At 67.3% G+C, this 20,365-nt stretch carries 23 protein-coding genes; 6 read left to right on the forward strand and 17 right to left on the reverse strand.

What is annotated here, in order from left to right; all coding sequences use genetic code 11:
• Positions 1 to 7: 7 nt before the first annotated feature.
• The 3 genes from WT60_RS17900 to WT60_RS17910 form a co-directional block, all read right to left on the reverse strand.
• A complete protein-coding gene (locus WT60_RS17900; RefSeq protein ID WP_038750521.1) occupies positions 8 to 1,117 on the reverse strand; it encodes a COX15/CtaA family protein in 1,110 nt (369 codons plus the stop codon).
• A gap of 43 nt (positions 1,118 to 1,160) precedes the next feature.
• Positions 1,161 to 1,802, reverse strand: a complete 642-nt coding sequence (locus WT60_RS17905; RefSeq protein WP_038750625.1) for a cytochrome c oxidase subunit I — start codon at positions 1,800 to 1,802, stop codon at positions 1,161 to 1,163.
• Positions 1,803 to 1,866: 64 nt separating this feature from the next.
• The gene (locus WT60_RS17910; protein ID WP_038750524.1) at positions 1,867 to 2,580 is read right to left on the reverse strand and encodes an SURF1 family protein; all 714 of its coding nucleotides are present in this window, start codon (positions 2,578 to 2,580) and stop codon (positions 1,867 to 1,869) included.
• Positions 2,581 to 2,667: 87 nt separating this feature from the next.
• Here WT60_RS17910 and WT60_RS17915 point away from each other — a divergent pair, with 87 nt between their 5' ends.
• Positions 2,668 to 2,877, forward strand: coding sequence for a twin transmembrane helix small protein (locus WT60_RS17915; protein ID WP_004200193.1), 210 nt, complete (start codon positions 2,668 to 2,670; stop codon positions 2,875 to 2,877).
• Between the two features lie 157 nt (positions 2,878 to 3,034).
• On the opposite strand, the gene WT60_RS17920 is transcribed toward WT60_RS17915, so the two are convergent.
• From WT60_RS17920 to WT60_RS17955, 8 genes are all read right to left on the reverse strand, one after another.
• Complete coding sequence (locus WT60_RS17920; protein ID WP_006024431.1) at positions 3,035 to 3,892, reverse strand: cytochrome c oxidase subunit 3; 858 nt, start codon at positions 3,890 to 3,892, stop codon at positions 3,035 to 3,037.
• A gap of 130 nt (positions 3,893 to 4,022) precedes the next feature.
• The gene (locus WT60_RS17925) at positions 4,023 to 4,226 is read right to left on the reverse strand and encodes a DUF2970 domain-containing protein (protein WP_038750527.1); all 204 of its coding nucleotides are present in this window, start codon (positions 4,224 to 4,226) and stop codon (positions 4,023 to 4,025) included.
• 16 nt (positions 4,227 to 4,242) lie between these two features.
• The gene (locus WT60_RS17930) at positions 4,243 to 4,848 is read right to left on the reverse strand and encodes a cytochrome c oxidase assembly protein (protein WP_038750530.1); all 606 of its coding nucleotides are present in this window, start codon (positions 4,846 to 4,848) and stop codon (positions 4,243 to 4,245) included.
• Positions 4,849 to 4,869: 21 nt separating this feature from the next.
• Positions 4,870 to 5,010 (reverse strand): cytochrome oxidase small assembly protein, encoded by a 141-nt coding sequence (locus WT60_RS17935; RefSeq protein ID WP_004550920.1) that lies wholly within the window; start codon positions 5,008 to 5,010, stop codon positions 4,870 to 4,872.
• Between the two features lie 71 nt (positions 5,011 to 5,081).
• Complete coding sequence (gene ctaD, locus WT60_RS17940; protein WP_038750533.1) at positions 5,082 to 6,689, reverse strand: cytochrome c oxidase subunit I; 1,608 nt, start codon at positions 6,687 to 6,689, stop codon at positions 5,082 to 5,084.
• A 43-nt stretch (positions 6,690 to 6,732) separates the two neighbouring features.
• Positions 6,733 to 8,310 (reverse strand): cytochrome c oxidase subunit II, encoded by a 1,578-nt coding sequence (coxB, locus tag WT60_RS17945; RefSeq protein ID WP_060356792.1) that lies wholly within the window; start codon positions 8,308 to 8,310, stop codon positions 6,733 to 6,735.
• Positions 8,311 to 8,359: 49 nt separating this feature from the next.
• Positions 8,360 to 8,836, reverse strand: coding sequence for a DUF2244 domain-containing protein (locus WT60_RS17950; protein WP_038750539.1), 477 nt, complete (start codon positions 8,834 to 8,836; stop codon positions 8,360 to 8,362).
• A 235-nt stretch (positions 8,837 to 9,071) separates the two neighbouring features.
• Positions 9,072 to 10,037 (reverse strand): methyltransferase domain-containing protein, encoded by a 966-nt coding sequence (locus WT60_RS17955; RefSeq protein ID WP_038750541.1) that lies wholly within the window; start codon positions 10,035 to 10,037, stop codon positions 9,072 to 9,074.
• A gap of 84 nt (positions 10,038 to 10,121) precedes the next feature.
• Between WT60_RS17955 and WT60_RS17960 the strand changes: the two genes are divergently transcribed.
• Both WT60_RS17960 and trmL read left to right on the forward strand, forming a co-directional pair.
• Entirely contained in the window at positions 10,122 to 10,898 is a 777-nt protein-coding gene (locus tag WT60_RS17960; protein WP_060356791.1) for a ComF family protein, read from the forward strand.
• Between the two features lie 54 nt (positions 10,899 to 10,952).
• Positions 10,953 to 11,423 (forward strand): tRNA (uridine(34)/cytosine(34)/5-carboxymethylaminomethyluridine(34)-2'-O)-methyltransferase TrmL, encoded by a 471-nt coding sequence (trmL, locus tag WT60_RS17965; RefSeq protein ID WP_038750547.1) that lies wholly within the window; start codon positions 10,953 to 10,955, stop codon positions 11,421 to 11,423.
• 343 nt (positions 11,424 to 11,766) lie between these two features.
• Here trmL and WT60_RS17970 read toward each other — a convergent pair whose 3' ends face one another.
• From WT60_RS17970 to WT60_RS17990, 5 genes are all read right to left on the reverse strand, one after another.
• Complete coding sequence (locus tag WT60_RS17970) at positions 11,767 to 12,300, reverse strand: O-acetyl-ADP-ribose deacetylase (protein ID WP_038750628.1); 534 nt, start codon at positions 12,298 to 12,300, stop codon at positions 11,767 to 11,769.
• Positions 12,301 to 12,448: 148 nt separating this feature from the next.
• The gene (locus WT60_RS17975) at positions 12,449 to 13,447 is read right to left on the reverse strand and encodes an NAD(P)H-dependent glycerol-3-phosphate dehydrogenase (RefSeq protein WP_059584366.1); all 999 of its coding nucleotides are present in this window, start codon (positions 13,445 to 13,447) and stop codon (positions 12,449 to 12,451) included.
• Between the two features lie 25 nt (positions 13,448 to 13,472).
• Positions 13,473 to 13,952, reverse strand: coding sequence for a protein-export chaperone SecB (gene secB, locus WT60_RS17980; protein ID WP_038750552.1), 480 nt, complete (start codon positions 13,950 to 13,952; stop codon positions 13,473 to 13,475).
• 116 nt (positions 13,953 to 14,068) lie between these two features.
• Positions 14,069 to 14,329, reverse strand: coding sequence for a glutaredoxin 3 (gene grxC, locus WT60_RS17985; RefSeq protein ID WP_038750555.1), 261 nt, complete (start codon positions 14,327 to 14,329; stop codon positions 14,069 to 14,071).
• An 11-nt stretch (positions 14,330 to 14,340) separates the two neighbouring features.
• Positions 14,341 to 14,748, reverse strand: coding sequence for a rhodanese-like domain-containing protein (locus WT60_RS17990; protein WP_059584364.1), 408 nt, complete (start codon positions 14,746 to 14,748; stop codon positions 14,341 to 14,343).
• Positions 14,749 to 14,881: 133 nt separating this feature from the next.
• Here WT60_RS17990 and gpmA point away from each other — a divergent pair, with 133 nt between their 5' ends.
• From gpmA to moeB, 3 genes are all read left to right on the forward strand, one after another.
• Positions 14,882 to 15,634, forward strand: a complete 753-nt coding sequence (gene gpmA, locus WT60_RS17995; protein ID WP_038750561.1) for a 2,3-diphosphoglycerate-dependent phosphoglycerate mutase — start codon at positions 14,882 to 14,884, stop codon at positions 15,632 to 15,634.
• Between the two features lie 205 nt (positions 15,635 to 15,839).
• Positions 15,840 to 17,414: a S41 family peptidase gene (locus tag WT60_RS18000; protein ID WP_038750564.1), complete on the forward strand. Its 1,575-nt coding sequence runs from the start codon at positions 15,840 to 15,842 to the stop codon at positions 17,412 to 17,414.
• A 107-nt stretch (positions 17,415 to 17,521) separates the two neighbouring features.
• Positions 17,522 to 18,280, forward strand: a complete 759-nt coding sequence (gene moeB, locus WT60_RS18005; protein WP_038750567.1) for a molybdopterin-synthase adenylyltransferase MoeB — start codon at positions 17,522 to 17,524, stop codon at positions 18,278 to 18,280.
• Positions 18,281 to 18,516: 236 nt separating this feature from the next.
• Here moeB and ptsP read toward each other — a convergent pair whose 3' ends face one another.
• Entirely contained in the window at positions 18,517 to 20,307 is a 1,791-nt protein-coding gene (ptsP, locus tag WT60_RS18010) for a phosphoenolpyruvate--protein phosphotransferase (protein ID WP_186448546.1), read from the reverse strand.
• Between the last annotated feature and the right edge of the window lie 58 nt (positions 20,308 to 20,365).

Consider the following 20,365-nt stretch of genomic DNA (forward strand, 5'->3'; position numbering starts at 1 on the left):
GTCAACGTCACGCGGGCGCGGCGTCGCGCGCGGGTTGCGCGACGCGGCCGGGACGGCTTGAAAGGATGCGAAAGTTTAGCATGACGACGAGGAGAAGCAGGATCGCGGCCCCCCCGTTGTGCGCGACCGCGACGGGCAAAGGCCACTGCAGCACGATATTCGTCAAACCCGTGACGAACTGCAGCACCACGACGGCGAGCACGCCGTTCGCCGGCCGCCGCAGCGACGCGAAGCGGCGCATCTTCAGCGCGAACGCGATCAGGTACGCGACGACGACGAACGCGAACGTCCGGTGCGTCCAGTGGATCGCGACGAGCGCGTCCTGCGTGATCGCGTCGCCGTCGTTCGTCATGCCGAGCGCGCGCCACAGATGGAAGCCGTTGCGGAAATCCATCGGCGGAATCCACGCGCCGTTGCAGGTCGGGAAATCGGTGCACGCGAGCACCGCGTAGTTCGTGCTGACCCAGCCGCCGAGCGCGATCTGCGCGACGAGCAGCACGAGCGCGGCGAGCGCCGCCGCGCGATGGCGCCCGGCCTCGGGCTCGTGCGCGGGCAGCGGCGTCTGGCGCGCGGCGAGCCAGCCGAGCGTGCCGAGCAGCGCCAGGCCGAGCAGCAGGTGGATCGTCACGATCACGGGCTGCAGCTTCATCGTCACGGTCCATGCGCCGAACGCGCCCTGCACGAGAATCAGCAGCAACAGGCTCGTCGGCCACCACGGCGACACGTGAAGCGGCTTGCGGCGCAGCCGCGCGGCCCAGGCGATCACCGTCTGCGCGATGATCAGCACGCCGATCGCCATCGCGAAATAACGATGGATCATCTCGATCCACGCCTTCGTCATGCTGACGGGCCCCGTCGGCATCGCCTGATGCGCGGCCGTGATCGCCGCGTGCGCGATGAACGGCGACGACGTGCCGTAGCAACCCGGCCAGTCCGGGCAGCCGAGGCCGGAATCGGTCAGGCGCGTGAAGCCGCCGAACATCACGAGATCGAGCGTGAGGAACGTCGTCAACCAGACGAGCTTGCGGAATTTGTCGTCGTCGGCCTTCACCCACACGTACGACAGCGGCAGCAGCGCGATGCAGAGGCCGATCAGGCCGAGTTGCAATAGATACATCCGAATCTCTCTCTTACCCTCTATCGCCGGTCGCGGCCGGCGCTCAACCGATGCTCGACCACTTGAGGAGTTTCGTCACGTCGCTCTTGATCTTGCTCGGGTCCGGATTCTTCGGGAAACGCATCATCAGGTTGCCGTTCGGATCGACGAGATAGAGGTGATCGGCAACCTGCGTGCCCGCGTCGGCGGGCAGCCATGCGGCGACCGCGGCCGGATCGGCGCGCAGCGTGCGCGTGTCCGGATACGCGTCGGCGATCGCCGCCGGCACGTTCGCCGCGTCGCTCTTGAGCCACACCATCGTGATCCGGTGCCGCTCGCCCGCCTGCGTCGCGCGCACCTGGCGCATGAAGTAGAGCTTTTTCGCGCACGCGTCGCCGCACGCGCCGCCGTCTTCCATCACGAACAGCCACACGCCGCGCAGCGACGCGAGCGGCACCGTCTTGCCCGTCTCGTCGACGACGCTCAGATCGGGCGGAATCGGCCGCTGCGGCTCGATCAGCGTGCCGTAGTTGGTTGCGCCGCCGCGCGGCTTGATCACGTAATACGTGAAATACGACGCGATCACGGGCGCGGCGCACACGAGCGCGAGCGCGAGCAGCACCCAGCGGCCGCGCTTCCAAGAACCGCGCTGCGCGGGTGCCGCTTGCTGGCCGCGTTGCGGCTGCGTCGGACGGGAAGATTGCATCACCAGAAAGACCTCTTGAAACGATGGACGTCGCGCGGCGCCGCGCGACTCGCCTGCGCCGCGCTCACGCGTCGCCGGATTGCTTTTTCGCCGCGCGGCGCGCGGCATACAGGCCGAAGCCGGCGGCGGCCGCCGCCATGCCCCACCACTGGAACATGTAGCCGTAGTTGCGCTCGACGCCCGTCGTCGGCGCGGGCCAGTCGCGCACGAGCTTGTCGCCGTCGTCGCTCGTCTGCTGAATCACGAACGGCTGCAGCGGCAGGCCCGTTTCGTGCGCGTACGCGGCGGCGTCGAGATTCTGCCGGATCTTTTGACGCTCGGCCGAGCCGCCCTCGCCGAGCTCGAACGCACGCGACGCGTCGCCGCGCGCGATGCCCTCGACCGTCACGTCGCCCGCGGGCGTCGCGAACGGCTCGATCGCGGTGCGGTCCGCGAAATTGCGCGGCAGCCAGCCGCGATTCACGAGCACGTAGCCGCCGTTCGCGAGCTTCATCGGCATCACGACGTAGAAGCCCGGCTGATCGTTGTACGGCCGGTTGTCGAGAAACACCGCGAGTTCCGGCATGAAGCGCCCGACCGCGCGCACGCGATGAAACTCGATGTCCTTCAGCGCGACGCTCTCGCGCGGCACGTCGACGGGATTCGCGTGCTCGTAGCGCGCGATCCGCGCCTCGAGCGCCTCCTTCTGATGCGCGCGATCGAGCTGCCAGAAACCGAGCCGCACCGTCACCGCGATCACCGCGAGAATCAGCAGCGCGGGCAGCCAGCGAATCTTCATCGCGCCGCCCCCCGGGCGCGACGGCCGCCCGACCGAAATGCGATAATGAATTTTTCTTCCTCTAACTGCCGGTTACCGGTTTGCTTCATGCACATTCTCGTTCCGATCGCCTTCGTACTCATCATCGCCAGCATGGTGTCGGCGCTGTATTTCATGATGCACGACCGCGGCCATACGAAGCGGATGGTCTGGTCGCTCGCGATGCGGGTCGGGCTGTCGATCTCGCTGTTCCTCTTCATCCTGTTCGCGAACTGGATGGGCTGGATTCATTCGACCGGCATTCCGATCGGCCGCTGATGCGGCATAACGCCGCACGCATGCCGCCCATTCAAGCAAAAGCGCCGCCCGACGAAGTCGGGGCGGCGCACTGGTCGGCCCGCGGCGCTTCGGCGCGCATCGCAACGCCGACGAACCAAGCAAACGGCCCGCGCATCACTGCGCGGGCCGTTTCGTTTTACAGCCAGTAGACGACGACGTACAGGCCGAGCCAGACGACGTCGACGAAGTGCCAGTACCACGCGGCGCCTTCGAAGGCGAAATGGTGATCCGGCTTGAAGTGGCCGCGGATCATCCGCACCAGCACCACCGCGAGCATCGTGCCGCCGAGAAACACGTGGAAGCCGTGGAAGCCCGTCAGCAGGAAGAACGTCGAGCCGTACACGCCGGAGCCGAGCGTCAGGTTCAGCTCGTTGTACGCGTGGAAGTATTCGAAGCCCTGCAGGAACAGGAAGCACACGCCGAGCACGAGCGTCGCGGCGAGCCATGCGATCGCCTTGCCGCGGTGATCTTCGCGCAGCGCGTGGTGCGACACGGTCAGCGTCGCGCCCGACGACAGCAGCAGCGCGGTGTTGAGGGTCGGGATCGGCCACGGGCCCATCGTCTTGAAGTGGCCGACGAGCGCGCCCGGGCCTTCGTTCGGCCACACGGCGGAGAAATCCGGCCAGATCAGCTTGTAGTCGAGGCTGCCGAGCTGATGCATCGCGATTTCGCGCGCATAGAACAGCGCGCCGAAGAACGCGCCGAAGAACATCACTTCGGAGAAGATGAACCAGCTCATGCTCCAGCGGTACGACTTGTCGACGCGCTTGCCGTACATTCCGCCTTCCGACTCGGCGATCGCGTCGCCGAACCAGTGATACAGCACGAACAGCAGCCACAGCAGGCCGACGAGCGCCGTGTAGGGCGCCCACGGCTCGCCGTTGACCCACAGCGCGAACGAGCCGAGCATGATCAGCAGGCCGATGGCCGCGCTGATCGGGTGCTGCGACGGGTGCGGCACGAAATAGTACGGGCTCTCGTTTTGACCGGTCATGCTTGATTCTCCGCTTCAGTCCAATTTGTTCCGGAACGATCCGGCTTATTTCTCAGGCGGCGCACGCGGCGCCGCCTCGCTTTCTGCTCGCGAATGCGCACGGCGGCGCGCCCGCTTCGATCCGCACTTGCTACCCGACCACCGCGTGCACGATCAGGATCAGCACGCCGACGAAGATCGCCGCCCCGATCAGCGCGGCGACCAGCACGTGCAGCGGGTTCAGCTGCGTCGCGTCCGCCTCGAGATCGCGCCGCCTGCGCACGCCGAAGAACGACCACATCACCGCCTTGATCGTCTGGACGAACGTGCTCTTGTTGTTCGCTCCGCTCACCAACGTCGCCTCCCCAATGTCACGCGGCAGGCTTCGCCGCGGCGCCGCCCGCCTGCCCCGCCGCGCCCTTCACGGCGGGCGCGGGCGTGTTCAGCTCGAAGAACGTGTACGACAGCGTGATCGTCTTCACGTCCTTCGGCAGCTTCGGATCGATCACGAACACCACCGGCATGTCGCGCGTCTCGTTCGCCGCGAGCGTCTGTTGCGTGAAGCAGAAGCACTCGATCTTCTTGAAGAACTCGGTGGCCTGCTTCGGCGCATAGCTCGGGATCGCCTGCGCGACCACCGTGCGGCCCTGCCCGTTCGTCACTTCGTACACGACCGTCGTCAACTCGCCCGGATGCACGTCGATGCTGCTGCGCTGCGGCTTGAAGCCGAGCGGGCCGCGCGCGTTCGCGTCGAGCTCGATCGACACCGTCCGGGTGTAATCGATCTGCGTATTCTTCGCCTCTCGCTCGCTGACGTCGCGCTGCAGCAGGTTGTTGATGCCGGTGATCTGGCAAATCGCGCGGTACATCGGCACGAGCGCGAAGCCAAAGCCGAACATCAGCCCCGCCACGACGACGAGCTTCAGGAGCATCGACCGGTTGAACGCGCGATCGACGTTCGCGTCGGACTTCGACATCAGGACTTCCTCAATACTGCGTCACGACGTGGACGCGATCCACTGCCGGACGACGGCACCCACAAAGAAAACGGCGACGACGATGAGCAGGATCAAGAGCAGCCGCTTGTTGCCCGCGCGAATCTCGTCGGGCGTTCGTCTTTTTTGTGAATTCCGGGTCATGCGAAATATTCTTCGATCGTGTTTTCCGCCGCCCGCGTCGCGCGACGCGGGCGGCGAACGCCGTCAATCCGTTACTCGACCGTCGGCGGATGCTCGAACGTGTGGAACGGAGCCGGGCTCGGCACCGTCCACTCGAGGCCCGTCGCGCCGTCCCACGGCTTGTCGGAAGCGCGCTCGAGCTCGCCGCCGCCGCGATACGCGGGCAGCACGACCGCGAACAGGAAGTACACCTGCGCGAGGCCAAAGCCGAACGCGCCGATCGTCGCGAGCTGATTGAAGTCGGTGAACTGCGCCGGGTAGTCCGCATAGCGACGCGGCATGCCCGCGAGGCCGACGAAATGCATCGGGAAGAACGTGATGTTGAAGGTGATCATCGACGCCCAGAAGTGGATCTTCCCGCGCGTCTCGTTGTACATCCAGCCCGTCCACTTCGGCGCCCAGTAGTACCACCCGGCGAAGAGCGCGAACAGCGAGCCCGCGACGAGCACGTAGTGGAAGTGCGCGACGACGAAGTACGTGCCGTGGTACTGGATGTCGAGCGGCGCCATCGCGAGCATCAGGCCCGTGAAGCCGCCCATCGTGAACACGAACAGGAAGCCGATCGCGAACAGCATCGGCGTCTCGAACGTCAGCGAGCCGCGCCACATCGTGGCCGTCCAGTTGAACACCTTCACGCCCGTCGGCACCGCGATCAGCATCGTCGCGTACATGAAGAACAGCTGGCCCGTGACCGGCATGCCGGTCGCGAACATATGGTGCGCCCAGACCATGAACGACAGGATCGCGATCGACGCCGTCGCGTACACCATCGAGCTATAGCCGAACAGCGGCTTGCGCGAGAACGCCGGGATCACCTGCGACACGATCCCGAACGCCGGCAGAATCATGATGTACACCTCGGGGTGCCCGAAGAACCAGAAGATGTGCTGGTACATCACCGGATCGCCGCCGCCCGCCGCGTTGAAGAACGACGTGCCGAAGTGGCGGTCGAACAGCACCATCGTGATCGCGCCGGCCAGAACCGGCATCACCGCGATCAGCAGGTAGGCCGTGATGAGCCACGTCCACGCGAACATCGGCATCTTCATCAGCGTCATGCCCGGCGCGCGCATGTTCAGGATCGTCACGACGATGTTGATCCCGCCCATGATCGACGACGCGCCCATGATGTGCACCGCGAAGATCGCGAAGTCCATGCCCGGGCCCATCTGCGTCGACAGCGGCGCGTAGAGCGTCCAGCCGGCCGCCGTCGCGCCGCCCGGCGAGAAGAACGAGCCGACGAGCAGCACCGCCGCGACGGGCAGCAGCCAGAAGCTGAAGTTGTTCATCCGCGCGAACGCCATGTCCGACGCGCCGATCTGCAGCGGAATCATCCAGTTCGCGAAGCCGACGAAGGCCGGCATGATCGCGCCGAACACCATGATGAGGCCGTGCATCGTCGTCAGCTGGTTGAAGAACTCGGGCCGCATGATCTGCAGGCCCGGTTCGAACAGCTCGGCGCGAATCGCGAGCGCCATCACGCCGCCCGACAGGAACATGATGAACGAGAACAGCAGGTACAGCGTACCGATATCCTTGTGGTTGGTGGCGAACAGCCAGCGCCGCCAGCCGTGCGGGGTTTCGTGCGCGTGGTCGTCGTGCGCGTGGCCCGCGGCTACGTCGTGCCCGATGCTAGACATGAGAATCTCCTAATGCGAATACGTCGACAAACACAGCGACACGTCAAGCCGCCGGGCCGATCTCGACCCGCCGGGCTTCCTTCGCGTCAGCCCCGCCCGTGATCGTTTCCGGCTTTTTCAGAATGATGTGGTCCTCCGCGACGCCGGCCGACTTCAGCGCATCGCGCACGGCCTGCGCGCGGCGCTTGGCCAGCTCGGTGTTCGCGTCGGCCGAGCCCGTCTTGTCGGTGAAGCCCGACAGCGCGAGCTTCGCGTCCGGATGCGCCTTCACATATTCGGCCGCCGCGGCGATCGCGTCCTTCGCGTCGGCCGGCAGCTCGCTCTTGCCCGTCTCGAAATAGATCGCGGCCGGCAGCGCCTGGGCCTGCGTCTGCGCAGCCGCGCCCGATGCTTCCGCCGCCGGCGCAGCCGCGCCGCCGTCCGCCTGCTGCGCGTCTTCCGGCAGCTTGCCGTTGCGCGCGTCGGCCACTTGCTTCGGCTGCAGCGAATCGCCCTTGTGGTTGCCCCACGAATTGCGCTCGTACGTGATCACCGACGCGATGTCGAGATCCGACAGCGACGCCCACGACGGCATCGCGCCCTTGCCCTTGAGCACCTGCTCGAGGTGGCCGGCGATCGGGCCATTGACGATCTTGCCGCCGTCGAGCGCCGGAAATGCGCCGACGCCCTTGCCGTTCGGCTGGTGACACGCCGCGCAATTCGCCTTGTAGATTTCTTCGCCGTGCGCCATCAGCTCGACGCGCGTATACACCTTGTTCGGATCGACCGCGCCGGCGGCGAGCTTCGCCTTCTGCGCGCTCACCCACTTCGCGTAGTCGTCGTCCGACAGCACTTCGACGACGACCGGCATGTACGCATGCTCCTTGCCGCAGAGCTCCGTGCAGAAGCCGCGGTAGGTGCCGACCTTCTCGGCCTTGAACCAGGTGTCGCGCACGAAGCCCGGAATCGCGTCCTGCTTGACGCCGAACGCCGGGACGTACCACGAGTGGACGACGTCGTTCGCGGTCGTGATGACGCGGATCTTCTTGTTGACCGGCACGACGAGCGGATTGTCGACTTCCTGCAGATAGGTGTCGCTGATCGGCTGCTGGCCGTTCACTTCGCTGCGCGGCGTCGACAGCGTGGACAGGAAGCTGATGCCCTCGCCCGGCCCTTTCACGTAGTCGTAGCCCCACTTCCACTGGTAGCCGGTCACCTTGACCGTGAGGTCGGCGTTCGTCGTGTCCTTCATCGCGACGACGGCCTTCGTGGCGGGCAGCGCCATCAGCACGACGATGATGAACGGCACGATCGTCCAGATGATTTCGACGGTGGTGCTTTCGTGGAAATTGGCGGCCTTGTGGCCTTTCGACTTACGGTGCGCGAAGATCGAATAGAACATCACGCCGAACACGCCGACGAAGATCACCGTGCAGAGGATGAGCATCATCGTGTGGAGGTCGTAGAGCTCTTCTGCGATCTTCGTCACGGGCTGCTGGAGATTGATCTCGTTGACGCGGGGGCCGCCCGGGCTGTCGCCGACCGCCAGAGCGGCGCCGGACAAGAGCAACCCGCTGCATGCCAGCACGCCCGTGAGGGCTCGCTTGATTGTTTTCATAGCTTCCTTACCCAAAATTTCCATTCAAACCCTCCCCCGTCGCAGGCCGCCCGCCTCGAGCCGGCCGCCCCGCTCAGCCGCAGCGCGAAAGCGAAGCGCGCAGCTCGCGCGCGAACTGCGCGCGCCGGTATTGCGCGAGGTGCTGCCCGACCACGACGGCCTCTCCGCGCGACACCAACTTGATTGGATCGCGCGGCGACGCACCCGGCTCGACCCGCACCCAGCATGGGTTCAACTCGATCTGCGTCAGCCGCTCCGCGCTCATCCGCTCGATGACGAGCCGGTGAGGAAACAGCCGGATGCGCTCGTAATCGACCGCATGGCGCGCGTAGATTGCAAACGCGACGCCCACCGCCAGCAACTCGATCCCGGTGAAAGGCAGCACGAGCCACGCTCCGCGCCACGACAACAGGATCGCGATCAACAGCGAAAACGCCGCGAGCGAAACGTAGAACCCCACGAATTGCCGCGGAGACACCGAACAGTTGCGCTTCATCAGCCAGTCCGCGAGAACCGGTTCAGCGTCGTGCAAACCCTTCGCTGCTTCCATCGCTGCCTCTCGCGAATGGCGTCTGATGCTTGCCCGCATCGGGCCGGCCGTCCTGTATTGTGAGGACCCCCAGGACGACAAACTGTCGCATTATAGGCGGGTTCAAAGTCATCCACAAGCAAACGGCCATCGCCCGGCGAGCCAAGCGCGACAAGCTTCCCGGCCATTTTAGGAGGCTTTTTCCAGCCGCCCGCGACCGTTAATTTCCGGCATAACGAAACCGCTCTTCACCGCGTCACGAACGCTTCGGCCGCCCTCTGCCGATGTCCTGCACGCGCACGATGCTGAAGCCTTCCGCGCTCGCGCGCGGCGCCGCCTTCCATGCGTGCCCGTAAATCACCTCGAACGTCAACGGAATCGTGCCGTCGTCGCGCCGGCGCGCCTCGAGCGCGTCGTACAGCGCCGCGCGCAGGCGGCGCGACGCGCCCCCCGACGCACCCCGCTCGAACGGATACGCGCCGAGGCGGCGCACGTCCGCGAGCAGCGAATCGGGCGACTTGTAGGTGACGGTCAGCGTCTCCTGGTCCATCACCGGAATCTCGAAGCCGCTCTCGACGAGCATGTCGCCGAGATCGTGCATGTCGACGAAATCGATCACGCGCGCGACGGCGCGCGCTTCGCCCGCCGCGGCCGCCGCCTCCGCGCACGCGGCGCGCAGCTCGCGCAGCGTGTCGGGGCCGAGCGTGCTGAACATCAGCAGCCCGTCGACGCGCAGCACGCGATGCCATTCGGGAAACACGAGATCGGGGCGCGCGTGCCAATGCAGCGCGAAGTTGGACCAGAGGAAATCGAACGCGTCGCTCGCGAACGGCAACGCGGAAAAATCGGCTTGCGCGACGCGCGGCCCGCGATGGCCGAGCGCCTTCGTGAGCGTCGCGGGCAGGAAGCGGCGCCAGCTCGTCTCGGCCGTATCGCGCGCGGCCGCGCGAGCGAGCATTCCGCCCGATACGTCGACGCCGAACACGGGCGCCTCCGGAAAGCGCGCGCGCAACAACGGCAAATCGTCGCCCGTGCCGCAGCCCGCATCGAGCACGCCAGCCGGATTCACCTTGATGAAATCGAGGCGCTCGCGCATCCGCTGCGCGATTTCGCGCGGCAGGAACGACACGGCGTCGAACGCGGCGGCTCGGCGGTCGAAGATTCGCCGCAAGCGCCGGGGATCGTAGGCCGGACGGCTGGTTTTTGCGGAAGCTGGGGACATGTCGGGCACACTGGCGAAGAGCCCGAAGTATACTCGCTCGCTTCGCGCCATTCAGCGAAGCGGCCCCTCCGCAGGAACCGAACGATGGCGAATCCGGCCGTTTTGCGATGCGGCATGCGCTTGGCGGCGTCGCGCCTGGGCATTGTCCTGGCACGTTTTTTCGCTGCTGCGCTGCCGAACCGCTGCGCGTTGTGCGGCAATTTGTCACATCGGACGATTTGCGACTGTTGCGACGCCGCCTATTGGAACGAGGCGCGGCTGCGCTGCCCGCGCTGCGCGCTGCCGCTGTCCGGCTCGCGCGCGCCGGGCGGCGCGATGCGCTACCGCTGCGGCGCGTGCGCCGGCACGCCGCCGCCGTTCGACGCGACGCTCGCGCTCGCCGACTACCGCGCGCCGCTCGACGGCCTCGCGCTCGATTTGAAATTTCACGGGCGGCTCGCGCTCGGCCGCGAATTCGGCGAGCGGCTCGCACGGCTCGCGGCGGACGCGCTCGACGGCGCGCCGCCGCTCGACGTAATCGCGCCCGTGCCGCTCGCGCCGCGCCGGCTCGTCGAGCGCGGCTACAACCAGGCGTGGGCGATCGCGCGGCCGCTCGCACGCGCGCTGCAGGTGCGCGCCGACGCGACGCTTGCCGCGCGCGTCGCCAACACCGCGCCGCAATCGCGGCTCGCGTTCGACGCGCGGCGCGCGAACGTCGCGGCGGCGTTCGACATCGCGCGGCCGGTTGCGGGGCTGCACGTCGGCGTCGTCGACGACGTGATGACGTCGGGCGCGACGCTCGACGCGCTCGCGCGCAAACTGAAGGAAGCGGGCGCGCGGCGCGTGACGAACTTCGTCGCGCTGCGCACCGCGAAGGATTGAAGGCGCGCCGCATCGCGCCTGCTAAACGTTCACACGCTTTTCACCGATCGAATCATGTTCAACGTCGTCCTCGTCGAGCCCGAAATTCCGCCGAACACCGGCAACGTGATCCGGCTGTGCGCCAACACGGGCGCGCGGCTGCATCTGATCGAGCCGCTCGGCTTTCCGCTCGACGACGCGAAGATGCGGCGCGCGGGGCTCGACTATCACGAGTACGCGCAGATGCGGGTCCATCGGGATTGGGAAGCGTTCGTCGCGACCGAAGCGCCCGACCCCGCCCGGATGTTCGCGTTCACGACGCGCGGCGCGGGACGCTTTCACGATCGCGCATTCGAGCCGGGCGATTGGTTCGTGTTCGGCTCGGAGACGCGCGGCCTCTCGCCCGAGCTCGTCGAGCGCTTTCCCGCCGGGCAGCGCGTGCGGCTGCCGATGCGGCCGGGCAATCGCAGCCTCAATCTGTCGAATACGGTCGCGGTCGTCGTGTTCGAGGCGTGGCGTCAGGCGGGGTTCGAAGGCGGCGCTTGAGCGCGCGCCGGGCCGGCCGGCGCGTTCTGTCGAACGCGGGGGCGGCGAGAATGGTCGTGACGGCGAAGCGCAATCGGATCGATTGGGATCGGATCGGCATAAAACGCCGGACAGCGACGCTTCGCCGGCTTTCGCCCGGCGGAAGCTACGCCGCAGCGACCGTCGCTTCGTGACGGCGCGAGCATACTTCATGCGCGGAACATGACCCGAGCGCGAACGTCGTCGACACGCGTTGCGCGGCGCCGCGCCGCCAGCCTCCGCTCGACAGTCGATTCGCCCGGACGTCGGCCGCAAGCCGACGCCGAAACCGGCCGGCGGCGGCAAGCGGCGCACGAACGCGCGCTCAAACGCGCGCAAGCGCCGCGCGATAGAGATCGAGCATCGCGTCGGAAAAGCACGCGAACACGATGCGCTCGAATTTCGCCTCGGCCAGATCGCCGGCCAGCGCGTCGGCGACCGTGCGCACCGCGATCGCGGTTGCGTCGTCCGGCGGAAAGCGATACACGCCGCAGCTGATCGCCGGAAACGCGATCGACGCGCAGCCGGCGTCGGCCGCCACTTCGAGCGCGCGCCGGTAGCACGACGCGAGCAGCGCGGGCTCGCCGCGCCCGCCGCCGTGCCAAACCGGGCCGACCGTGTGAATCACGTACTTCGCGGGCAGACGATAGCCGCGCGTGAGCTTCGCGTCGCCCGTCGCGCAGCCGCCGAGCATCGCGCATTCGTTCACGAGCTCGGGCCCCGCCGCGCGGTGGATCGCGCCGTCCACGCCGCCGCCGCCCAGCAGCGACTCGTTGGCCGCGTTGACGATCGCGTCGAGCGCGAGCGTCGTGATGTCGACGACGCGCGCTTCGACCGACGTCGAACCGATGTTCGGCATGATGCCCTCCATCGAGTTGATCGCGATACGCACAGCGTACGCCCGCGCGGCGCAAGCGCACAGACGAGCGAGAGCGGGCGCTCGATGCGGCGCGCCCGCGTTCGCTCGTTCGCTCGGTGCGGTTGGTTTCGGTTCGGCGCGCGGGGCCCTATTCGGCCTTCGCGTCCCGCCGCAGCAGGCCGCTCACCGCGTCGCGCGGCGCGACGCCGTCGAACAGCACGGCGCACACCGCTTCGGTGATCGGCATGTCGACCCCGCGCTCGCGCGCGATCGACAACACCGCGCGCGCGCACCGCACGCCTTCGGCGACGTGGCCGAGCGCGGCCAGGATATCGTCGAGCGTGCGGCCGGCCGCGAGCTGCATGCCGACCGTCCGGTTGCGCGACAGATCGCCCGTCGCCGTGAGGATCAGATCGCCCAGGCCCGTGAGGCCCGTGAACGTTTCCGCGCGGCCGCCGAGCGCGACGCCGAGGCGAGACATCTCCGCGAGCCCGCGCGTGATGAGCGCCGCGCGCGCGTTCAGGCCCAGGCCCAGGCCGTCGGCGATGCCCGTTGCGATCGCGAGCACGTTCTTCACCGCGCCGCCGACTTCGACGCCCGCGACGTCGTCGCCCGTGTAGATGCGCATCGCGCCGTGATGGAACGCCGCGAGCGTACGCTCGCGGCACGCGGCCGACGCGCTTGCGACCGTCAGCGCGACGGGCAGCCCCTGCGCGACCTCGCGCGCGAAGCTCGGCCCGGACAGCACGCCGTAGCTCGCATGCCCGGGCAGCTCTTCGCCGACCATCTGGTGCGGCAGCAGCCGCGTGTCGGCCTCGAAGCCCTTGCAGACCCAGACGAAGTGAGCCGGCACGCAGCCTGTGTCGCGCATCGCGCGGCACAGCGCGCGCAATCCGGCCACGGGCGCGGCGATCACGCACAGCGCGTCGTCCGCTTGCGCGTGCGACAGCGCCGCGACGAGATCGGCCTCGTAACGCAATGCCGGCGGCAGCGCGACGCCGTCCAGGTAGCGGGCGTTCTCGCGCCGCGCGGCGAGCTCGGCGACGAGCGCGGCGTCGCGCGCCCAGAGCAGCGTGTCGTGCCGCGCGGCGAGATGCGCCGCGAGCGCGGTGCCCCACGCGCCGGCGCCGAGGACAGCGACTTTCATGCTCAGCACCGGTCGTCGTTCACGCTCAGTTCAGCGTCGTGCCGTTCGGCGCGCCGCCTTGCTGCTGTTGCTGCGCGATTTCGGCGAGACGCTGCTCGTACAGCGCCTGGAAGTTGATCTCGGCGAGGTGGATCGGCGGGAAGCCCGCGCGCGTGATCGAATCGGCGATGTTCGAGCGCAGGTACGGGAACAGGATCGTCGGGCACGCGATGCCGCAAAGCGGATCGATCTGCTCGGCCGGGATGTTGCGGATGTCGAAGATGCCTGCCTGCTTCGCTTCGACGAGGAACGCGACCTTCTCGCGCACCTTCGCGGTGACGGTGCCCGCGACGACGATTTCGTAGACGTTGTCGGCGAGGCGCTCGGCCTTCACGTCCACTTCGACTTCAACGGCAGGCATCTCCTGCTCGAGGAAGATCGCGGGCGAATTCGGCTGCTCGAGCGACAGATCCTTCAGGTAGATGCGCTGGATGTTGAAGAACGGTTGGTTTTCGACGTCGGACATGGTGGCTCCCTAAAAATGTTTTCGCGGCGGCCGGAACCCTCCGGCACGCCCGGTGCGATCGTGCGTGGATCGCGCGCCGCGCGCAAGACGGCGGCCGCGCGATGGCTTGCGCCTTGTCAGGCGGCTTCGAGGAGCGGCTTCAGGCCGCCTTCGCGGTCGAGCTTCGACAGGTCGTCGTAGCCGCCGACGTGCGTGTCGCCGATGTAGATCTGCGGCACGGTGCGGCGGCCGGTGCGCTCCATCATTTCGGCGCGACGCTCCGGCTCCTTGTCGACCAGCACCTTCTCGACGTGCTCGACGCCGCGCAGCTTGAGCAGCCGCTCGGCCTGGATGCAATACGGGCACACCTGCGTGCTGTACATGACCACTTTGTTCACTTCGCCACTCCTTATTTGACGACCGGCATGCCGGCTTGCTGCCACGCGCTCAGGCCGCCCTGCAGCACGTGGACGTCCTGGTAGCCCGCCTCCTCGACGATCTTGCGCGCCTTCTGCGACTGCTGGCCGTTCTGGCACACGAGCAGCACGGGCGTGCCCTTGTTCTTCGCGAGCTGGCCCGCCTTCGCCTGCAGCTCGCCGAATTCGATCGAGCGCGCCGACGGCAGGTGGCCCGCGCCGTACTCGGCCGACGGGCGCAAATCGACGACGATCGCGTTGCGGCGGTTGATCAGTTGGGTCGCCTCGGCGGCCGACAGCCCGCCGCCGCCGCGCCGCAGCGCGGGCCACGCGAGAAGACCGCCGGAAACCACCAGGATCGCGATGAGCGCGAGGTTCGTGTAATCGGTGAAGAACGTCACGGAGAATCCGCCGAAAAAGAGAAATCGGAAAGGGCAATCCCGCCATTATAAAATAACCGCTTTACGCGATGTCGCCCCCGAGCCGGGCCCGCATCGGCGCCTACCGCTTCCTCACTACCGACCGCAAGCATCTATGCACAAGCTCGTTCTCATCCGCCACGGCGAATCGACCTGGAACAAGGAAAACCGCTTCACCGGCTGGGTCGACGTCGACCTGACCGAACAAGGCAACAGCGAAGCCCAGCAGGCGGGGCGCCTGCTGAAGGAAGCCGGCTACACGTTCGACATCGCGTACACCTCGGTGTTGAAGCGCGCGATCCGCACGCTCTGGCACGTGCAGGACCAGATGGATCTGATGTACGTGCCCGTCGTCCATTCGTGGCGGCTGAACGAGCGCCACTACGGCGCGCTGTCGGGCCTGAACAAGGCGGAAACCGCGGCGAAGTACGGCGACGAGCAGGTGCTGGTCTGGCGCCGCAGCTACGACACGCCGCCCCCCGCGCTCGAGCCGACCGACGAGCGCGCGCCGTACGAAGATCCGCGCTACGCGAAGGTGCCGCGCGAGCAGCTGCCGCTCACCGAGTGCCTGAAGGATACGGTCGCGCGCGTGCTGCCGCTGTGGAACGAATCGATCGCGCCCGCGGTGAAGGCCGGCAAGCAGGTGCTGATCGCCGCGCACGGCAACTCGCTGCGCGCGCTGATCAAGTATCTCGACGGCATCTCCGATTCGGACATCGTCGGCCTGAACATCCCGAACGGCGTGCCGCTCGTCTACGAGCTCGACGAGAACCTCACGCCCATCCGGCACTACTACCTCGGCGATCAGGACGCGATCGCGAAGGCGCAGGCCGCCGTCGCGCAGCAGGGCAAGGCGTCGGCGGCGTAATCGCCGCGCGCGGCGCGCGGGCGGCATCCCGTGCGCGCACCTCGCCGCGCGAACCTGTTTCGCGCGGCGTTGTCAGAATCTTGCTGGCGTTTCCCATTTCGCCCCAATCCACTAGGCATCCGGACGAACAGTTATACTTGACCGTCCTATGACCGTCCCGTTTGCTCCCGCGACAGCCACGCGCTTTCCGACCGCACCAGACTCTATGCGTATGAAATTGAAGAACATCGGCCTGATTGCCGCGGGCCTCGCGACCGGCGTCTTCGCGACGCTGCAAATCTCCGCGTCGGCCCAGCAGGCCGTCACGACGGCCGCCGCGCCGCTGCCGCTCGACCAGTTACGCCTCTTCGCGGAAGTTTTCGGGCAGATCAAGCGCGAATACGTCGAGCCCGTCGACGACAAGAAGCTGCTGACCGCGGCAATCAAGGGCATGGTGTCGAGCCTCGATCCGCATTCGTCGTATCTCGACAAGACCGACTACCAGGAGCTGCAGGAGCAGACGAAGGGCCGCTTCGCCGGACTCGGCATCGAAATCTCGCAGGAAGACGGCCTCGTCAAGGTGATCTCGCCGATCGAAGATACGCCCGCGTTCCGCGCCGGCATCCGTCCGGGCGACCTGATCACCCGCATCAACGATCGCCCGGTGCGCGGCATGACGCTCGACAAGGCGGTCAAGCAGATGCGCGGCGAACCCGGCACGAAGGTCACGCTGACGATCTTCCGCAAGAGCGACGACCGCACGTTCCCCGTCACGGTCACGCGCGCGGTGATCCGCGTGCAGAGCGTGAAGATGAAGCTGCTCGATCCGGGCTACGCGTACATCCGCATCACGAGCTTCCAGGAGCGCACGACGCCCGATCTCGCCGCGAAGCTGCAAGACATCGCGCGCCAGCAGCCGAACCTGAAGGGCCTGATCCTCGATCTGCGCAACAACGGCGGCGGCCTGCTGCAGAGCGCGGTCGGCGTCGCGGGCGCGTTCCTGCCGCCGGATTCCGTCGTCGTCTCGACGAACGGCCAGATTCCGGATTCGAAGCAGATCTATCGCGACAACTACGAGAACTACCGCCTGCCGTCGTTCGATTCCGACCCGCTGAAGAACCTGCCGGCCGTCTTCAAGACCGTGCCGATGGTCGTGCTGACGAACGCCTATTCGGCGTCGGCGTCGGAAATCGTCGCGGGCGCGCTGCAGGATTCGCACCGCGCGGTGATCATGGGCAAGGCGACGTTCGGCAAGGGCTCGGTGCAGACGGTCCGGCCGATGACGGCGGACTCCGCGCTGCGCCTGACGACCGCGTACTACTACACGCCGAGCGGCCGCTCGATCCAGAACAAGGGCATCCTGCCCGACGTTCCGGTCGATCAGTTCGCGGACGGCGATCCGGACGACGTGCTCGTCACGCGCGAAGTCGACTACACGAACCACCTCGCGAACACGCAGGACCCGAACGAGAAGAAGGAGCTCGAGGATCGCGAGCAGCGCCGGATGGAGCAACTGCGCATTCTCGAGGAGCAGAACGACAAGAAGACGCCCGAGCAGCGTCAGAAGGATCGCGAGCGCAAGCCGGTCGAATTCGGCAGCGCCGACGACTTCATGATGCAGCAGGCACTCAACAAGCTCGAAGGCAAGCCGGTCGAGCAGTCGAAGATGCTCGTCGCCGACAGCGCGTCGAAGAGCCCGGCCGACAAGGCGGCCGCCGCGTCCGCGCCGAAGGCGGCGCCGAAAGCGGCCGCGAAGCCGGCGCCGGCGCCGAAGCCCGCTTCGGCACCGCAGCCGCAGTAAGCGCGCGACGCAACGCACGGGCCATCGCGGCGGCTTGCCGCGATGGCCCGTTTTCTTTGTGCGCCTAGAATAATGTTCGAGACCGTTTCTCCGCCCCGCGGCCCACGATGAACGACGATCAACTCCTCCGCTATTCCCGCCACATCCTCGTCGACGAAATCGGCATCGAAGCGCAGCAGCGCTTTCTCGACGCGCATGCGATCGTCGTCGGCGCGGGCGGGCTCGGATCGCCCGCGGCGATGTATCTCGCGGCGTCGGGCGTCGGCACGATCACGCTCGTCGACGCCGACACGGTCGACCTCACGAACCTGCAGCGGCAGATCCTGCACGTGAGCGCGTCGGTGGGCCGCAAGAAGGTCGAATCGGGGCGCGACGCGCTCGCGCGGCTCAATCCCGACGTGAAGGTGAACGCTGTGGCCGAGCGCGTCGACGATGCGTGGCTGAACGCGCATGTGCCGCAAGCGAGCGTCGTGCTCGACTGCACCGACAATTTCGCGACGCGCCACGCGATCAACCGCGCATGCGTCGAGCACCGGGTGCCGCTCGTGTCGGGCGCGGCGCTGCGCTTCGACGGGCAGATCAGCACGTTCGACTTCCGCGATCCGGGCTCGCCCTGCTACGCGTGCGTGTTTCCGGAAGATCAGCCGTTCGAGGAGGTCGCGTGCTCGACGATGGGCGTGTTCGCGCCGACTGTCGGCATCATCGGTGCGATGCAGGCGGCCGAGGCGCTGCGCGTGATCGGCGGAATCGGCACGACGCTCGTCGGCCGGCTGATGATGCTCGACTCGCTGCGGATGGAATGGAACACGATGAAGATCGCGCGGCAGCCGGATTGCCCGGTGTGCGGCGCGGGCGGCGCGCATTGAGCGAGGCGGCGGCGGCGCAGGGTGTCGCCGCAACCGTTGGCGTTGGCGTTGGCGTTGGCGTTGGCGTTGGCGTTGGCGTTGGCGTTGGCGTTGGCTTCGGCTTCGGCTTCGGCTTCGGCATGGAAACATGACGCGCGATCGCGCTTTCGGGCGAACGGCGACAAGCAAGCGATCCCGCCGCTCGCGCCCCGCCTTCCGCCTCCGCTGACGAATGCGCGCCCACGCGCGCCGCCAAATCAGGCCGCGACGTCTGCCCGAGGCTCGGCGCTCGCGAGGCGATTGAGCGCCGCCTGCACCTCTTCCGGCTCGAACGACGCGAGCACGTCCGCGGTCGGCTTCTCGAGCGCCTTCAGATGTGCGCGCAAGATCTCCTGCTTGACGACGAGCAACTGGCTCGGATGCATCGAGAACTCGGTGAGCCCCATGCCGAGCAAAAGGCGCGTCAACGCCGGATCGCCCGCCATCTCGCCGCACACCGACACCGGCACGCCCGCGCGCTTCGCCTCGCGCAGCGTGAACGCGATCAGGTGCAGCACCGCCGGGTGCAGCGGATCGTACAGATGCGCGACCGCGTTGTCCGCGCGGTCGATCGCGAGCGTGTACTGGATCAGGTCGTTCGTGCCGATCGACAGGAAATCGACGCGCTTCAGGAACAGCGGCAGCGCGATCGCCGCGGCCGGAATCTCGATCATCGCGCCGACACGCACGTTCGGATCGTACGCGAGCCCCGCCGCGTCGAGCTGCCGCTTCGCCTCGTTGATGAGGTCGAGCGTCTGGTCGATCTCCTGCGCGTGCGCGAGCATCGGGATCAGGATCTTCACCTGGCCGAACGCCGACGCGCGCAGGATCGCGCGCAGCTGCGTGAGGAACATCTGCGGCTCCGACAGGCTCCAGCGAATCGCGCGCAGGCCGAGCGCCGGGTTCGGCGCGGTCTCGTAGCCTTCGTCGTGCATGTCGAGCGGCTTGTCCGCGCCGACGTCGATCGTGCGGATCGTCACGGGCATGCCGCGCATCAGCTCGACCGCGCGCTTGTACTCGGCGAACTGCTCCTCCTCCTCCGGCATCCGGTTCTTGCTCATGAACAGGAACTCGGAGCGGAACAGACCGACGCCGACCGCGCCCGCGTCGACGGCCGCCTTCGCGTCGTCGGGCAGTTCGATGTTCGCGAGGAGATCGATCTTCGCGCCGCAGAGCGTCAGCGCGGGCGAGAACTTGAGCCGTTGCAGCTTGCGCTGTTCGAGCGCCCTCTCCGATTGCCGGTACGAATATTCCTCGAGGACGATCGGCGCGGGATCGACGATCACGATCCCCTGGTCGCCGTCGACGATGATGAGATCGTCCTGGCGGATCAGCGCGCTCGCATGCTGGACGCCGACCGCGGCCGGAATTCCGAGGCTGCGCGCGACGATCGCCGTGTGCGACGTGCGCCCGCCCAGGTCGGTGACGAACGCCTGGAACGCCTGCGTCTTGAACTGCATCATGTCGGCGGGCGCGATGTCGTGCGCCACCACGATCATCTCGTCGTGGCCGTTGCCCGCCGCGCAGTCGAGCGCCTGCGCGGCGGACGGCGCGCCCGCGAGCGCCTTCAGCACCCGCTCGACGACCTGCTCGATGTCCGCGCGGCGCTCGCGCAGGTATTCGTCCTCGATGTCGTCGAAGTGGCTGGCGAGCACGTCGAGCTGCTCGGTCAGCGCCCATTCGACGTTGTAGCGGCGCGTGCGGATCAGGTCGATGGTTTCCTGCACGAGCATCGCGTCGCCGAGAATCATCGCGTGCACGTCGATGAAAGCCGCGACTTCGGTCGGCGTTTCGTCGGTCAAATCGGCGCGCAGCTCGTCGAGTTCGCGGCGCACCGCGCCGAGCGCCGTACGGAAACGCTCGATCTCGGCCTCGATCCGCTCGACCTCGATCAGGTAATGCGCGACGTCGAGCGCCGCCGGCGCGATCAGATACGCTCTTCCGATCGCGATGCCTCTTGAAACGGGAATGCCATGCAGCGTGAAAGACACGCGCACCTCCTTGATCACGTGAGCCGCGGCGCACCGCTGCGATGCGCTTATGACCCCGACCACCGATTATAAATTC

It is taken from the genome of Burkholderia sp. MSMB617WGS, from assembly GCF_001532025.2.
GTDB lineage: Bacteria > Pseudomonadota > Gammaproteobacteria > Burkholderiales > Burkholderiaceae > Burkholderia > Burkholderia savannae.

Bases quoted from the DNA above. Each gene is read 5' to 3' on its own strand.
- WT60_RS17930 (WP_038750530.1), bottom strand. From the start codon at position 4,848: ATGTCGAAGTCCGACGCGAACGTCGATCGCGCGTTCAACCGGTCGATG.
- WT60_RS18000 (WP_038750564.1), top strand. From the start codon at position 15,840: ATGCGTATGAAATTGAAGAACATCGGCCTGATTGCCGCGGGCCTCGCG.
- ctaD (WP_038750533.1), bottom strand. From the start codon at position 6,689: ATGTCTAGCATCGGGCACGACGTAGCCGCGGGCCACGCGCACGACGAC.
- WT60_RS17960 (WP_060356791.1), top strand. From the start codon at position 10,122: ATGGCGAATCCGGCCGTTTTGCGATGCGGCATGCGCTTGGCGGCGTCG.
- WT60_RS17905 (WP_038750625.1), bottom strand. From the start codon at position 1,802: ATGCAATCTTCCCGTCCGACGCAGCCGCAACGCGGCCAGCAAGCGGCA.
- WT60_RS17955 (WP_038750541.1), bottom strand. From the start codon at position 10,037: ATGTCCCCAGCTTCCGCAAAAACCAGCCGTCCGGCCTACGATCCCCGG.
- WT60_RS17950 (WP_038750539.1), bottom strand. From the start codon at position 8,836: ATGGAAGCAGCGAAGGGTTTGCACGACGCTGAACCGGTTCTCGCGGAC.
- moeB (WP_038750567.1), top strand. From the start codon at position 17,522: ATGAACGACGATCAACTCCTCCGCTATTCCCGCCACATCCTCGTCGAC.
- WT60_RS17970 (WP_038750628.1), bottom strand. From the start codon at position 12,300: ATGCCGAACATCGGTTCGACGTCGGTCGAAGCGCGCGTCGTCGACATC.
- gpmA (WP_038750561.1), top strand. From the start codon at position 14,882: ATGCACAAGCTCGTTCTCATCCGCCACGGCGAATCGACCTGGAACAAG.
- WT60_RS17975 (WP_059584366.1), bottom strand. From the start codon at position 13,447: ATGAAAGTCGCTGTCCTCGGCGCCGGCGCGTGGGGCACCGCGCTCGCG.
- coxB (WP_060356792.1), bottom strand. From the start codon at position 8,310: ATGGAAATTTTGGGTAAGGAAGCTATGAAAACAATCAAGCGAGCCCTC.
- trmL (WP_038750547.1), top strand. From the start codon at position 10,953: ATGTTCAACGTCGTCCTCGTCGAGCCCGAAATTCCGCCGAACACCGGC.
- WT60_RS17915 (WP_004200193.1), top strand. From the start codon at position 2,668: ATGCACATTCTCGTTCCGATCGCCTTCGTACTCATCATCGCCAGCATG.
- WT60_RS17910 (WP_038750524.1), bottom strand. From the start codon at position 2,580: ATGAAGATTCGCTGGCTGCCCGCGCTGCTGATTCTCGCGGTGATCGCG.
- WT60_RS17920 (WP_006024431.1), bottom strand. From the start codon at position 3,892: ATGACCGGTCAAAACGAGAGCCCGTACTATTTCGTGCCGCACCCGTCG.
- secB (WP_038750552.1), bottom strand. From the start codon at position 13,952: ATGTCCGACGTCGAAAACCAACCGTTCTTCAACATCCAGCGCATCTAC.
- WT60_RS17935 (WP_004550920.1), bottom strand. From the start codon at position 5,010: ATGACCCGGAATTCACAAAAAAGACGAACGCCCGACGAGATTCGCGCG.
- WT60_RS17900 (WP_038750521.1), bottom strand. From the start codon at position 1,117: ATGTATCTATTGCAACTCGGCCTGATCGGCCTCTGCATCGCGCTGCTG.